We start from the raw sequence: 15,030 nt of genomic DNA, 5'->3' as shown, positions 1-15,030 counted from the left end.
ACGATTCAGAAATTAAAAAACAATGAGCCAAGTCAGACCCGACGAAGTTTCAGCCATATTACGTAAACAACTATCAGGCTTTGACAATGAAGCCGATGTATATGATGTAGGTACCGTACTTGAAGTAGGTGATGGTATTGCACGTGTATATGGACTTTCTCAAGTAGAAGCCGGAGAATTAGTAGTTCTTCCAGATTCGAAGGATGAAAATGGTAACGCAGCTACCGGTATGGTACTTAACCTTGAAGAAGACAATGTTGGTATTGTACTTTTTGGATCTTCAAGTGCTGTAGAGGAAGGGGATACCGTAAAGCGAACTAAAGATATTGCTTCTATCAGTGTTGGTGAAGGAGTATTAGGTCGCGTAATTGATCCACTTGGAAATCCGGTAGATGGTAAAGGACCTATTACTGGTGAAACCATTCAGCTTCCACTTGAAAGAAAAGCTCCCGGAGTAATCTACCGTGAGCCTGTAGCTGAGCCACTTCAAACTGGTATTAAGGCGATTGACTCACTTATTCCTATTGGACGAGGTCAACGAGAGCTTATTATTGGAGACCGTCAAACTGGAAAAACTTCAGTAGCTATTGATACTATCTTAAATCAAAAAGCTACTCAGGATTCTGAAAAGCCAGTATTCTGTATTTATGTAGCTGTAGGCCAAAAGGCTTCTACTGTTGCGGGAATCAAAAAGGTACTAGAAGAAAACGGAGCGCTCGAATATTCAGTAATTATCAGCGCACCAGCAAGTTCAGCTGCTCCGATGCAATATATCGCTCCATTCGCAGGAGCAACGGTAGGTGAGTACTTCCGAGATACAGGCCGTCATGCCCTGGTTATTTATGATGATTTATCAAAGCAGGCAGTGGCTTACCGTGAGTTGTCACTACTACTTAAGCGACCTCCTGGCCGTGAAGCATATCCTGGTGATGTATTCTATCTTCACAGTCGATTATTAGAGCGTGCAGCAAAAATTATTGATGATGATGGTGTTGCTCAGTCGATGAATAACATTCCTGACTCATTAAAGCCAAAAGTAAAGGGTGGTGGATCTCTTACAGCACTTCCTGTAATTGAAACGCAGGCAGGTGATGTTTCTGCTTATATCCCGACTAACGTAATTTCGATTACTGATGGTCAGATATTCCTTGACACCGATTTATTCAACTCAGGTATCCGCCCTGCAATTGACGTAGGTATCTCGGTATCGAGGGTAGGGGGATCTGCTCAGGTGAAGTCAATGAAGAAACTTTCTGGTACATTAAAACTTGATTTGGCTCAGTACAGAGAACTTGAAGCTTTTGCTAAGTTCGGTTCTGATCTTGATCCGGCTACCCAGGCTCAATTACGTCGTGGTGAGCGTACTGCTGAATTGTTGAAGCAGGATGTATACCAGCCACTTCCTGTAGAGCAAGAAATTGTTCTTTTGAAAGTAAATTCCGAAGGATTATTAGATAAGCTTCCTGTAAGCGAGATCAGCGAATTCCAATCTCAATTCCTCGAAAATGTATTAACCAAATACAATAAAGAGATGGAAGCATTGGCAGTAAGCGGTGTGCTTAGTGATGAGTTTGGAGCTGAAGTAATTGCTACAGCAAATACAGTAATCGATCAACTTTTAGCTGCTCAGGAAGCCTGATAGATGCCAAATTTACGCGACATACGAAACAGAATTAGTACGGTAAATAATACCCAGCAGATTACCAAAGCCATGAAAATGGTTGCTGCTGCTAAGCTTAGGAAAGCTCAGGAACGAATGGTTCGTACTCGCCCTTATGCTTCAAAGATTCAGGATGTTGTTGGAAGGTTAGTAGGGAGTAATTCTGCTAATAATCCAATCATGAGAAACCCTGAAGATGTGAAGCAGGTAGTAATGATTGTTGTCGGTTCGGATAGAGGTTTGTGTGGTGGTTTCAATAATAATCTCTTCAAAGAAGTAGAAAAATCTATTGAAACCAATCTTTCGGCACACCGAGATCAAGGCACATTATCATTAATCACAATTGGTAAGAAAGCGACAGCATACTTTGAGAAAAGAAAATATAATGTAGTCGAAAGCCATCCCGGTTTTTTTGATAGTCTGGAATATGCTCCAACTTCAACAATCATGAGTGAAGTAACTGATCGTTTCATTAATGAAGAGTTTGATCAGGTATATCTGGCATATAATGAATTCAAATCAGTGATCGCTCAGAACAGAAAGGTGGAGAAAGTACTTCCTATCGATCCTGAAGCTATTGCTGGCACCGACGATGGTGTTTCTAAAGAAGCGATTGATTATATTTTCGAGCCTGATGCAGAAGCCATTCTGGAAAAGCTGTTACCTTTGCATTTAAATATGCAGCTTTGGAAAGCAGTGTTAGAATCTAATGCTTCAGAGCAGGGTGCTAGGATGTCGGCTATGGATAGTGCTACAGAAAATGCAAAGGACCTTGAAAAAGATCTTCGGCTCAAGTACAACCAGGCTAGACAGAGTGCTATTACTACTGAAATTTCAGAAATTGTTTCTGGAGCTCAGGCGTTAAGCGGTAATTGATTTATTGGAGAGTTGGCAGAGTGGTCGAATGCGGCGGTCTTGAAAACCGTTGTACCGCAAGGTACCGGGGGTTCGAATCCCTCACTCTCCGCATTAAATAGCCCCAAAGGGGCTATTTTTGTTTTAAATAAAAGCTAAAGGGGTGCGTTAAAACGCCATCATTATGAAAGTTAAAACGCTTTTCTTCTTACTTACACTGATACTGGTTAGTTCTGGATCAGGTTTTTCGCAAGATACACTTAGAATAGGTTTTCCTGAGTTCCTGGCTATTGCTCTTGAGAATTCGGGGCAAATGAAGGTTGTTGGTACTAATATTGAGCTGGCCGAAAACCAAACTCAGATGGCCAAGGATCAAAGGTTTTTACCTTCATTGTCTTTAAGAAGTGAGCATGCTATAGTTCCAAGTGTTGATTCACCGGGAGATTATGCCGATGACCAAATATATCTCGACCCAGATGCAACTAATGATTGGAGTAAAGTAGGGCTCTACACCCGCGTACGTTTACAAGGGGTACAGCCTGTATTTACCTGGGGAGCAATAAACAAAGCAATTAATGCTGCTAAAATAGCTGCTCGTGCTACAGAAGAAGAGTATAATGCCACACAGGCTGAGATCGAGCTAATACTCTATGATTTATATTATAGCTATGTATTTGCTTTAGAAATTGAACGGCTTCTCACTGATGCTGAAGATAAAATTGAGCAAATAGAACGTGCTCTCGAAAAACAAAGAGAAGAGAACCCGGAAGAGGCGGATGATACCGATGAATATAAATTTCGCATTTTTAAGGCCCAATTTGATATTCAAAGAGAGGAAGTAGCTCAAAGTTTACATTACGTTAAAGAGACCTGGAACTATGCACTTAGGAATGCTTTGGGAATTATTTATGAGCCTCAAGTGAGGTTTTTGGATCCGGTACAATTAAAAATGGAGCATCTTGGGTTCTATCAAAAGAGTGCAAAAGACAATCGCCCGGAACTACTTGCTTTAGAATTAGGGAAAGAAGCACTAACAGAATATATCGAGTCACTAAAGTCCCAAAACCTTCCGGGTTTGTATCTGGGTTTTACCACTACATTTGCGAGTACTCCTATCCGACCCAGACAACCCAATCCATTTATCTCTACTCCGGAGAATACATTTAATACGGCGATTGGATTTACCATTCGTCAAAACCTGAACTTCTTTCAGGCAAAAACTTCTTTTGAGCGCAGCAAACTGGAAGTTAGCCGGTTAAATTATCTTAAGGATTCTCAACAAGATCTGATTATTCTTGAAGTAAATGATGCATATCGAAAGGCTGCTCTTGCTGAAGTTAAGGTCGAAAAGACGGGAGAAGCGCTTCAAGTTGCAAAAGAATGGCTCAGAATGGAGCAATTAGACTATGATTTTGGATTCGGTGACTCAAAAGATCTGGTTGATGCTGTTAGGCAAGAATTAGAACTTCGACTATCAGAAATGGAAGGCATTTTTGAATTAAACTCAACAGTTGCAAAGTTAAATAAATCAGCTGGTATACCGTTAACAGCCACGAGGAATAATTAATTACGGATTTATGAGAAAGGTAATCACAACTATATTTGCTGTTTTCTGTATTGGAATAAGTTCAATGCAGGTAATTGCTCAAGAAAATGAGCAAGGGATCAGAACTCTTCTAACTGAACGTGATGATCAAATAAAAGAACTACTTGGGCCGGAGGGGCAGGAATATTCTGAAGAGCAAAGAGAAAATCTCAAGGAGATTATAAATGGTATCATCGATTTTGAAGCTATGGCCAAAACGGCTCTTGCTGATACTTATAATGAAATTTCTGCAGAAAGTAGAACAGAGTTTATCGATTTGTTCAGCACTATTGTTAGAGATCATTCAATGAATAAGCTCGAAATATACCGGGCAGTAGTTACCTATAACTCTATCGAAGTTGAGGATGGCTCAGCTCTTGTTAAAACGATGGCTGAGTTAGACGAGGTTCGCACCCCTGTAGATTATAAGATGGTACTTGAAGGAGAAGAATGGGTTATTACTGATATGAGTGTCGATGATCTTTGGACTGCAGAATCCTATAAAAATCAATTCCAGCGAATCATTGCACGAAGAGGTTTTGATGCACTTATGGATAGCCTTAGGAAAAGGGCGGCCCAGTAATTATTCAACGCTTTCAATGCGTTTGGATAAGCCGTATCTTTTCAAAAAAACAGACAGTGCTACAATCATACAAAAAAGAAAAAGCGGGTAAAGAAGGCTACGTTTATGTTAGCTATGGGCATCCAAAATATTTAAAGCACGCAGTAGCTTCGGTTGTTAGTCTAAGAAGATATGACAGGGAAAGACCGGTCGCATTAGCTTGTGGTGAAAAGCAACGTGCTATTCTTGAGGAGAAAGGTCTTACTCATCTTTTTGATATAATCCATCCATTGCCTGAGGAACATGCCTCTATTGTTGGGTTCAAGCACAACATTTATCACTACTTATTCTTCGAGCGTAACATATTTCTTGATAGCGATATTGTTTGGTGTAAAAATCCCGACAATCTCTGGCAGTCGTTCGCTTCGTTTGATTTTACTATTACCGGTAATCTGATTTCAGACAGCTTTTTTGGAGCTGCAAAAGGAGTCGGAGTATTGAAGGATGTTTTTTTTGGAAGAAGAAGGAAAACGCTGAAGAAGTTTGGATTAACCTATTTGAGCCGTGTACAGTCAGGAATGATGTATGCCAAGGATTATGACCTAACAAAGAAAGTGTGTTTGATGGCTGGTGAAATGCTTTCGAAAAAGGATGAAACACATTTCAGAAGCCGAAAAATGGAACAAGGTCGAACCGAAGAGTCATGTGAATGGAGTCTGGCGATGGCTATGTCAAAGCTGAATATTCCTATTTACCCATGGTTGCAGGGGCATAATAGCCCTCAACTGGATTATATCGACGATCTCACCGAGCACGATGATGAATTCCAATACGTGAAATGTAAATACTATAACAATGATTTTGTGTACTCCTTTAGAGGATTGAAATCATCTACATTTAGAAATTTTCTGACTAGTGTTTTTACCTTGATACCCGGCAGCGGTGATTATCTTATGACTACTCCTTATTGTCTACACTTTGGTTGGTATCATCAGAAAACTCCATTCTTTAGTTTTTCAGAACAGGTATGGAAAAGGCTTGTGAATAATGATCTTAATCTAAGAGCTCAGAACTCTGCACCTCATGAAGTGCAGGAACAGGCCACTAGTTAAGTCATTAGGGTAAAGAGACCCTGTTTTGAAGCGCGTACTTATAATAGCCCCATATTTCGTCCCCAGAAGGAGGGTTGGATCACTTAGGCCTTATAAATTTGCAATACATTTAAAGAAGTATGGATGGGAACCATCTGTACTATGCATTGATGACTCGAGCTCTGAACTGACAAAAAACGAACAAGAGGAGCTAAAAGATATTCCGATCTTTAAACTCAGATCTCCGATAGATAGAACCTACAAGGATAACAAAAGCCCGAAGTCAGCAAACGAAGTCAAAAAGAAAAAGAACAATTCATTTGCGGATTGGATAGATTCAAATTTCCCTGTAGATACGTGGTTGCCATTTTTTTGGGCTATGAAGGGTGAGATCAAATCGGTCATCGAAGAAGTTAAACCCGATGTAGTTTGGACTACTTCTGATCCTTGGTCTGGAGGGTATATAGCCGGAAAAATAGCAAAGAAATTAAAACTGCCCTGGGTAGCAGACTTCAGAGATCCATGGACATTATGCAAAGTGAGGTTCCCTAAAAAAGGATTTTTTGCCCGCAACATTGAGAAAAGGGCTGAAGCCTGGATGGTTAGGAAAGCGGATTACATGACATTTACGGCAAAGAAAACAGAGAAGCTCTATCTCAACGAATACCCTAAACTAAAGGGAAGAACTACTACCATTTATAATAGCTTTCAAGGGCAGCCCTATCAGTCAATACCTGCAATTCTTTCTAAGAATTTGGAGGTTTTCTTTATGGGAAGTTTTCGGGAATTGTCTACAGCCTCTTTAATTATTGAGGTCTTGGCTATTGTAAAAGAAAAAAATCCAGAAGTACTTAAGTATATCAATATTCATTCCTACGCTGAGTTATCAGGAGAAGATTTAGATGCAGCAATCGAAGCCGGTGTTCATGATCGTTTTATTGTAAGGGATAAAGTTCCCTTCGAATTAGTTCAGAAAGAAATTGCAAATGCCGATATCCTATTATTAAGCACACATCCCGATAGAAAAGAGATTGTACCTGCCAAGTTATTAGACTACCTAGTATCCAATAGGCCCATTCTTTCTCTTGTTCAAAACGATGAAATTGCGACTATTTTAGAAGAGACAGGTAGGGGAGTGCAGTTTTCTAAAGATAGATTAGTTGAAGCTGCTGACCTATTAATTAAATCGGTCGAAGCTTTACAAAAAGGAGAGAAGATCTCTTTTTCAGTTAAAACAGAGGTAAAAGCTGTTATTAAATTTTCTGCACTACATACTTCGAAACAACTTGCAGAACTCTTAGATGAGGTGATAAGTAATGAGTAATAACTCTTTGAAACAAAAAACCATGGTTGTGGTTTTTTCGAGGATACTTACTTCACTCATTGACTTAACAACTGCTGTTATTGTCGTAAGGGTATTAGGGAAAACAGAATATGCAATACTTGGATATCTATTAATGATATATGAGGTGGCACGTAATCTCGCTACACTTGGGTTTCCGGAAAGCGTCTTTTATTACTTTGAGCATCTTGCAAAAAATTTCAGGAAAGCTTTTGCGCTTCAAACAACTGGTTTACTGGTACTAACTGGGCTCTTGGCTGGTGGAGTAATTATGATAGTGCAACTATTCGCTCCTGAGCTAATAAGTGGTTTTGATAAAACAGCTATTATTGCAATTCAAAGCTTGTTGCCCTTTATAGCCATTATGGCTGTGTTCGAAATTCCTACTTGGCCTGTTCATAATATATTACTTGCTTTGGATAGACAAAAAGAAGCCGGGTGGTATCAGATTTTAACTAGTTTGATTTCTTTCTTGGCGCTTATTGTTCCTATTTCTCTGGGGTATTCTATCGAGGTAGCCATTTATTCGTTAGTAGGGTACGCTATAATCCGGTTTATTGGGTCTATGATTTGGATGCTATTAGTTATCCCCCCGGGAGAAATTCGTACCCCCTCAGGAAATCTTAAGGAGCAGGTTTATTTTTCAATCCCTCTTGGAATATCTTCGCTCGTCAATCAGTTTAATAAATATGCGGATAAATTTATCGTAGCTTTTTTCTTAACAGATGTAGCTTTTGCGGAATACTCTGTTGGTGCACAGGAAGTTCCAATAATTAAAGTTATCCCTTTTGCAGTTGGAACAGTTTTAATTAGCAGATATGTACAACTAAAGATTAAAGGAAGTTTTAATGAACTCATTCATATATGGCATAAAGGGATAAATAAAGTAGCATTGGTTGTTATTCCCTTAACTATTCTGGCTGTTGTGCTTGCTCCTTACTTCATTAATATCTTTGAGACAGATGAGACCAGTTATAGAAATGCGATAATCCCATTCCAGATTTATAATCTCATCATCCTCATCAGGGTAGCCCATTACGGGAGTATACTTCAAGCCTTTGGGGATACGAAAGGAGTGTTACGATTAAGTATTCTCCTTGTAGTATTGAACATCCTCTTTAGTATTCCGCTTACCTATTTCTATGGTATCAATGGAACAGCTTTTGGAACCTTGCTCGCAAATATAATTAACTGGGTATTCCTGCTAAGAAGAATAGGTACCCATCTAAATATCCCAGCTTATAAAGTACTTCCGCTACCTCAATATGGTAGAATTACCCTGGTTTCCATTATTGTAGGAGCAATGACTTACTTTTTAAGTAATAGTCTGGATACCTATGTGGAATGGATTCCAAATATCCTTATTAGCTCGGCATTCTTTTTAACAGGCTATTCTCTATTAGGCAGTGTAACTAAAACGATTAAGAAGGAAGACTGGAATAATGTGAAAGAGATGATGAAGCTCAGTTTCTTATGGAAGTAACTAGGCTTTTCTTCTGAGAATGGAAATTCCTTTTTCGGTAGGAATGAATTCATGCTCAAATCCTGGGAACTCTTTTAGCCACATTTGCACGCTTTCCTGTTCCTCTTTTCTTCCGGCATCATCCAGAATTACTACTGCATTTTTATCCAAATACTTCTCTAAAAGAGGTAACGCTGGATAGCGAGCGTGACGTTGAGTTTTCTCAGGAGGACCATCAACTACAAGAAGTTGAACACTGTTTTCCTCTAATTTAAAAGCTGAGAGATCATACCAGGTGTACTTGTTACTTCCCACAGATTGATCAACCAGGGGGGTAAAATGAATCTCAGCGTAATCAGAGAGTCCATGTTGAGCTAATTGAGCTTTGGTCTTACCTCCATAAAACTCATCATGATCAAGGGAGTGAATGAATCCTTGTCCATGCTCTTGCAATAGGTAAGAAGTAATAATGGTTGAAGAACCACTTCCAATTTCGATTATATAATCTGGCTTTAATGTCTTTACTTCGCCCAGAATCGTATTTATCAATTCCGGGAAAGCTGCCCAGCCAGATAAATAGGGAAGAGGCGCTGTTGGTTTAACTAAAGAGTAAATGTTAAAAAGAGCCTGATTACGCTCGTCCTGGTATCTGATTTCCTTAATTATTCCTCGATAAGTATGAAAAATAAGCAATGAGAAATACAGTACTACTAACGGTAGAGTAATAACTACTGCAAGATGGAAATCTACAAAAGAGAATAGTACTCCAAATAATACAGCAAGTATAATTACCGGGGGATAGATGTACTTATTGTCAACTATCTTGAGGTTCAACTCATCAAAATATGCCATAAAGAAAACTTAAATGGGAATTTTATCCGGTTCGAAAAAGCCGCGGATTTTATGCTGGTACCGATTATACCATTCGGGCCAGGGAAAGCCAAGAATAAAGAGCTCAATCATGAAAGCATCAAAGCGGATATTCATACTAAGCGTAACTCCAAAATGCATTCCAATTAAAAATAAAGCGATAAATGGTCTTGCTTTGTTGAACCAGAAAAGAATTCCGAAAAACTCGGTCAGAATACCGACAATCAAGATCATAGTAGCTATAGGGATACTATTTAGTGCCAGGGTTTGAACAAAGGTGTATTGGAATTCTCCTTCCCTAGAAAGTATGTCTGTTCCCTTTTCAGCAATCCAAAGCCACAAATGCCTGCCATCTACCCATGTAATTCCAGTACCAATTAATTTTGATATGGAAGCAGAGAAATAACCTGCTCCGATATAAAAGATGGTGATACCAATAATGAATCGATATCGCTCATTTTTCTTATCGAAGAATCCCAATCCTATAGCAAAACTAAATAATGCCATTCCAACTAAGTTTGCACTATGAGGAATTTCTCCAATAGAGAAACGGGCCACATATAAAATATGAAATAGCAACAGCGCTATGGCATATAGCCACTTTGAGCCGATTCTAAAAAAGGCTACCAAAACAATAATAGTGGTCAAAGAGGCCACGATAATCGGCATGAACTCATTATGCATAAACGAGATATCAACCAATCGTGCAAGGCCAAGAGGGAGAACTACATCTCTAATCTTAAGGGTATAAATTCCCCAGTACCATGAGTGCCAAATAACCTCATATACCATAAATAGCTCAAAAATCTTGAAATAAATGACGTGAGCTTTGGTGAGTTCTTCCGGCTCTCCAAAGAGATTCTTTACTATATATGCTCCTAATTTCATTCGCTAAAATAATCCTCGTTTGACAAATTAGGGTTGAAAAGAGTGGTATCTGATTTAAAGAGCAGATAAGGGGTAACCTGAACGGTTACACTATCATCGCCAACCATCTGACCTCTCACTTTAAAAATCATCCAGTCTTCATTTTGGAAATGTTGCTCTCCAAGCATTGTTCGCAGAGCCTGAACTCTTTTTTCATCCCAGTTCTTTGTTTTGGACACAAAATTTGAGAAATCAATCTGATCTACACCGGCATCTAGGATACTCTCAACAGTTCCATTGATTTCATTTAGTGAGGTAGTTTGCCAAACATCAGAGGAATCAACATTTGAGACATCGGTTACGATTGCACGGGTCCATGGATTACCAGCTTTAGAAAACATAGGATATATACTGAAGGGCCAGTATTCTCCTTCATGAGTGGCGAGTAGAATCCCGGAAAGTAGAAAAGTGATGAGCGTTATTCTCATCATCCGCTTTTGATTAGACATTAATAATCATGAAATAAATAATGGATATGCGAAGTTAAGGTTTTTAGAGATACAATAAATCGAGGAATTAATATTTATATTCTTTCTTCTGTTAATTCAATATGATCTACAACATCTACATGGGTAAAAAAGCGGCCATAATTTTTGTTCTTGCATTGCTCTTTTCGATGCCGGCATTCTCTCAATCAGATTCGGGAGAAGTGATCTTCTTTGATATAGAGGATTTTGAAAATGAGCTTATTGGTGATCTTCCGGAAAATTGGTACAACCAAAAAGGAGAGGCAAGGCCAATTACCTACACAGGAGATTTGCGCAAAACATATAACTATACAGTTATGGAGGAGGGAACGAATAAGTTCCTACGTTTTGACGGTGTAAGAGGTAAACATTTAAATTATCCATTAGCTAAGTCTGATGTAGATATTTATGAAACTCCAATCCTGAACTGGAAATGGCGTATTCATGACATCCCCGATGGAGCCAAGGAAACGGACAAGAAAAAAAATGATACCGCTGCAAGTATCTATGTAGTTTTTGATTTGGGAAAAGTATTATTCCGAAAAGTTCCTAAATCCATTCGATATACCTGGAGTTCCAGCCTTCCTGTGGGTGAGGAAGCATCCATATTTCACGGCAACCAAAAGATTGTAGTTATGGGAACAGGTGAAGAAGGGCTGGGAGAATGGCATTCCTTTCAACGGAATATAGTGGAAGATTACAGACGTCTATTCGCTGATCGTCCACCTAATACCCCATTAGCAATATTGATCTTGAGTGATGGTGATAGCACGAATAAAAATTCAAAAGCAGATTATGACGACATTTTCTTAAGCTCTTCTCCCGATAATTAAATCAAATCCGTATTATCAACGATTTAGTCAGTTAAATATATAAATGAAGCAACTTCTTGGGCTGTTCAGGCCTCTTTTAACATTTAATATCCGCCATCCTTTTTTAGTGATTATCTTCTCTTTAGCACTGGCGGCTCTCAGCGGATATTATGCTTCACAACTTAAGGTTGATACTGACATAGCGAATTTACTACCTGCCGATCACCCCAATGTCCTGGCTCTGGAGGAATTAAAAGAAACCGTTGGTGGGGAGACGGAAATGCAGGTGGCGATCAATTCTCCAAGTTTTGAAGCGAACAAAGCTTTTGCAGAAGCGCTCATCCCGAAAACACTAGAACTTTATTACCAAAGGTATCAGGATGTTTATTTTAAAAGAGCTGAGTACAAGAAAGACACAGAAGTATTAAAAGATAATGCCTTATATCTGGCCAGTAACCAGGAACTGGTGGATATTACTCAGTGGCTCGAAGACGAAATCGAACAGGCTAAATTAGAAGCGAGCCCTCTTTATATTGATTTTGAAGAAGATGATGAAGAAGAGGATACCAGGGCAGAGGGCTTCCAGGAAAGTTATGAGACTTTAGTTCCATCAGAATACCCCATTAGTGAAGACAGTACCATAATGGTGCTTAAGTTCTTCCCTACAGGCTCCAAGAGTGATATTAAGTATCTGGAAGACATGTTTGAGACGTACGACTCGTTGATTACAGCGCTCAATCCTGCTTCCTTCCATCCTGAGATGCAGGTACAATATGGAGGCAGGTTAAAGCGACATCTAGAAGAATTGACTTCTATTATGAATGATGTGCTTGGAAGTTTTGCATCCGGTATCAGCAGTGTTGTGTTGCTGGTGATGTTGTACTTCTTTATCAAGAAATACATTCATTACAGAAGAGGCTCAAACGGAGATCAGGAGTATTCGTTATGGAGCCATATCATTCGGATGCCTATTCCTGTTCTCATCATTGGAGTGCCCTTGCTTATTAGTCTTCTTTGGACTTTTGGTATTACCTATTTCTATCTGGGAATGCTGAATACCATGACCTCAGTGCTTTTTGTAATTCTTTTTGGTCTTGGGATCGATTATGGAATTCATTATTACGCCCGGTACATAGAATTACGCTCAAGTGGGATGGACGTGGAAACTGCTATTTATGCTACCAATGATAAAACCGGTGAAGCCATATTGGTAAGCGCGTTCACTACAGCCTGTGCATTGTATGTGCTTATGTTTGCTGATTTCAGAGGCTTCTCAGAATTTGGCTTTATTTCAGGTACTGGGATTATGCTTGCACTGGTTGCGATGCTGTATGTGCTCCCATCTTTGCTAGTCATTTTTGAACGCTTTAACCTGATCCTGTTCAGTCATGACGAAGAATTCCATAACATTCAAAAGCGTAGATACCCATTTGCTCGCACAGTGGTAGTCATTGGTTTGCTCATTTCAGGAGTGGTAATTGCTTTAAGTGGAAATCTTAGCTTTCAATATGATACAGGTGAACTTGAGCCACGATTTCCTGAGTATGAGAAGTTTCGCGAAGTAGCCCGACAGGCGGAAGACTCGGACAAAAGAAATCCAGCCTACATCATTGCTGATTCAGATGAAGAGGTCAAAGAGCTCATGTTTGCTTTACAGGAGATCAAAGATCAAGACACGACCTCGCCTACCATTTTGAGTATTGAGTCGTTACAGGAGCGATTTCCATCTACTTCAGAGGAAGAGGAAGCCAAGCTTGCAACAATTGCAAATATCAGAGATTTACTTCAGGATCCATTTATAGTAAATGAAGAAGATGAAGACCTTGATAAACTTCGTCGTGCCTCTCAGACCACCGAACCGCTCACTATTGATCAAATCCCCGATTATCTGAAATCGAGGTTTATCACCAAAGATGGAGAAGTAGGGCGTTTTGTAATCATATATCCTTCGGTAGGGCTTTCGGATGGTCGCTTATCTATTGCCTTCAAAGATGATGTAGGAGAAGTAAGACTGGACGGAGGTAAAACCTATCATGCGGCAAGTACCAGTATTGTTGCAGCGTCTATGCTAGATTTGATGAGGACAGAAAGTCCTTATATGGTGGGAGCTACCTTCCTGATCATATACCTTTTTATGATTTTTACTTTCCGATCTTTTCGATGGTCACTGATCTCCATGTTACCATTATTGGTTGGTTTACTATGGATGTTTGGTATCATGATGATTTTCGATCTTCAGTTCAACTTCTATAACCTGGTTGTACTTCCAGCTATCCTTGGAATAGGGGAGGACAGTGGGGTTCACTTAGCACATCGCTACCGGGATGAGGGTAAGAACAGCATGTGGGAGGTACTCTCAAGTACAGGACAACATATTACCATGGGGTCTTTCACCACTATGCTCGGTTTTGCAGGACTGCTCTTTACTGCTCATCCGGGCTTACAGTCGCTTGGAGTGATGGCGGTAATTGGAATAGGTATGACTCTTCTTACATCCGTTACCTTTTTGCCAGCCCTTATCCAATTGTTAGAGGATAAAGACTGGATTAGGTTTTAACAGTCTGCGTATGGGCATATCCGAAGTGCAACCACACCTTGTTGTACACCGTTTTTATTTTTTTATTATTTGCTCCACATACTTCCTGTGGTTTTCATATCCATTATTCCCTGGGTTATCCAAATCAATCATATTTCCCAATCCTGTATCGAAAATTTGCCAACCTTGTCGTTTTGCCAGTTCTATCAACTCAAATAATCCATTTTCTCCATATAGACTCAACATTTTATTACTTACTAATTCACTATCAGTATAGAATGTAATCGAATAATCTTTCCCTTTTATTTCTCGATATTTGTCATCTTTGACTATATCATCAAATGAATTTTCGAAGATTTCTGTGAAGTCAATAGGCTCTAATTTCTCTTCATCCAGTTGTTCGATGGAACTTATGGTCTCTTTCGAGTTAAATAGTATAATGTCCCAACTCATTTCTCTTTTAAATGATTGATATAATTAGTTAATAACCCATCAATTTGTTTAGCGGCTACCGGATTTGCAGAATGTACTTTGAATTCCAAATTCCTTAAATCGAGCCCAGACTCATAAACAAGCCATTTAGCGGCAGCATAACCATCAGGTGCTAATTCACCATTCTCATCAAGTCCTAAATCATTATCGAAACTAATAAAGTCAGGCAGTCCATTTATTTTGATATAGTCAACAAAGGCTCTATAAGTTCTAACTATGTCAAATTCCTGTTCCATGGATTTGTCATAAATCATGTCAATAGTTCTAATATCATCAAGAAATAGTTTTTTCATCCTTTCATGGGTACATGACTAGCTAAAGTCTATAGAATTACTATTATCTCAAAATAAAAAAGGCAGCTAATTGCTT

14 protein-coding genes and 1 tRNA gene are annotated in these 15,030 nt (G+C 39.2%); 10 read left to right on the top strand and 5 right to left on the bottom strand.

Annotation, left to right across the window (positions count from 1 at the left end):
• The first annotated feature begins 22 nt into the window (after positions 1 to 22).
• The 8 genes from ED557_02015 to ED557_01980 all read left to right on the top strand — a co-directional run bounded on the left by ED557_02015 (position 23) and on the right by ED557_01980 (position 8,578).
• On the top strand, positions 23 to 1,639 hold the full coding sequence (locus ED557_02015; protein ID RNC85570.1) for a F0F1 ATP synthase subunit alpha: 1,617 nt from the start codon (positions 23 to 25) through the stop codon (positions 1,637 to 1,639).
• 3 nt (positions 1,640 to 1,642) lie between these two features.
• Positions 1,643 to 2,536 carry an ATP synthase F1 subunit gamma gene (gene atpG / locus ED557_02010; GenBank protein RNC85569.1) on the top strand — a complete coding sequence of 298 codons (894 nt, stop codon included), beginning with the start codon at positions 1,643 to 1,645 and terminating at the stop codon, positions 2,534 to 2,536.
• A 6-nt stretch (positions 2,537 to 2,542) separates the two neighbouring features.
• Positions 2,543 to 2,627: transfer RNA gene (locus ED557_02005), tRNA-Ser, on the top strand.
• A 72-nt stretch (positions 2,628 to 2,699) separates the two neighbouring features.
• Positions 2,700 to 4,082 carry a TolC family protein gene (locus ED557_02000; GenBank protein RNC85568.1) on the top strand — a complete coding sequence of 461 codons (1,383 nt, stop codon included), beginning with the start codon at positions 2,700 to 2,702 and terminating at the stop codon, positions 4,080 to 4,082.
• A 10-nt stretch (positions 4,083 to 4,092) separates the two neighbouring features.
• Positions 4,093 to 4,683 (top strand): ABC transporter substrate-binding protein, encoded by a 591-nt coding sequence (locus ED557_01995; protein ID RNC85567.1) that lies wholly within the window; start codon positions 4,093 to 4,095, stop codon positions 4,681 to 4,683.
• Positions 4,684 to 4,739: 56 nt separating this feature from the next.
• Positions 4,740 to 5,774, top strand: a complete 1,035-nt coding sequence (locus ED557_01990; GenBank protein ID RNC85566.1) for a hypothetical protein — start codon at positions 4,740 to 4,742, stop codon at positions 5,772 to 5,774.
• A 25-nt stretch (positions 5,775 to 5,799) separates the two neighbouring features.
• Complete coding sequence (locus tag ED557_01985; protein ID RNC85565.1) at positions 5,800 to 7,077, top strand: hypothetical protein; 1,278 nt, start codon at positions 5,800 to 5,802, stop codon at positions 7,075 to 7,077.
• On the top strand, positions 7,070 to 8,578 hold the full coding sequence (locus ED557_01980; GenBank protein ID RNC85564.1) for a polysaccharide biosynthesis protein: 1,509 nt from the start codon (positions 7,070 to 7,072) through the stop codon (positions 8,576 to 8,578). The genes ED557_01985 and ED557_01980 overlap by 8 nt, the downstream gene beginning before the upstream one ends.
• On the opposite strand, the gene ED557_01975 is transcribed toward ED557_01980, so the two are convergent.
• Genes ED557_01975 through ED557_01965 form a run of 3 tightly spaced genes read right to left on the bottom strand, consistent with a single transcriptional unit; the run spans position 8,579 to position 10,782 of the window.
• Positions 8,579 to 9,409 (bottom strand): class I SAM-dependent methyltransferase, encoded by an 831-nt coding sequence (locus ED557_01975; GenBank protein ID RNC85563.1) that lies wholly within the window; start codon positions 9,407 to 9,409, stop codon positions 8,579 to 8,581.
• Between the two features lie 9 nt (positions 9,410 to 9,418).
• Positions 9,419 to 10,315 carry a hypothetical protein gene (locus ED557_01970; GenBank protein RNC85562.1) on the bottom strand — a complete coding sequence of 299 codons (897 nt, stop codon included), beginning with the start codon at positions 10,313 to 10,315 and terminating at the stop codon, positions 9,419 to 9,421.
• A complete protein-coding gene (locus tag ED557_01965; protein ID RNC85561.1) occupies positions 10,312 to 10,782 on the bottom strand; it encodes a hypothetical protein in 471 nt (156 codons plus the stop codon). The genes ED557_01970 and ED557_01965 overlap by 4 nt, the downstream gene beginning before the upstream one ends.
• A gap of 122 nt (positions 10,783 to 10,904) precedes the next feature.
• Here ED557_01965 and ED557_01960 point away from each other — a divergent pair, with 122 nt between their 5' ends.
• Both ED557_01960 and ED557_01955 read left to right on the top strand, forming a co-directional pair.
• Positions 10,905 to 11,654 (top strand): DUF3047 domain-containing protein, encoded by a 750-nt coding sequence (locus ED557_01960; GenBank protein RNC85560.1) that lies wholly within the window; start codon positions 10,905 to 10,907, stop codon positions 11,652 to 11,654.
• 43 nt (positions 11,655 to 11,697) lie between these two features.
• Complete coding sequence (locus tag ED557_01955) at positions 11,698 to 14,190, top strand: hypothetical protein (protein ID RNC85559.1); 2,493 nt, start codon at positions 11,698 to 11,700, stop codon at positions 14,188 to 14,190.
• 54 nt (positions 14,191 to 14,244) lie between these two features.
• On the opposite strand, the gene ED557_01950 is transcribed toward ED557_01955, so the two are convergent.
• Positions 14,245 to 14,622: a hypothetical protein gene (locus tag ED557_01950; GenBank protein ID RNC85558.1), complete on the bottom strand. Its 378-nt coding sequence runs from the start codon at positions 14,620 to 14,622 to the stop codon at positions 14,245 to 14,247.
• Positions 14,619 to 14,954: a hypothetical protein gene (locus ED557_01945; GenBank protein RNC85557.1), complete on the bottom strand. Its 336-nt coding sequence runs from the start codon at positions 14,952 to 14,954 to the stop codon at positions 14,619 to 14,621. The genes ED557_01950 and ED557_01945 overlap by 4 nt, the downstream gene beginning before the upstream one ends.
• Positions 14,955 to 15,030: the final 76 nt, after the last annotated feature.

Source organism: Balneola sp. (assembly GCA_003712055.1).
Classification (GTDB): Bacteria; Bacteroidota; Rhodothermia; order Balneolales; family Balneolaceae; genus RHLJ01.
Note: the sequence above shows the minus strand (reverse complement) of the source record. Positions and strands in the feature narration are given on the sequence as shown.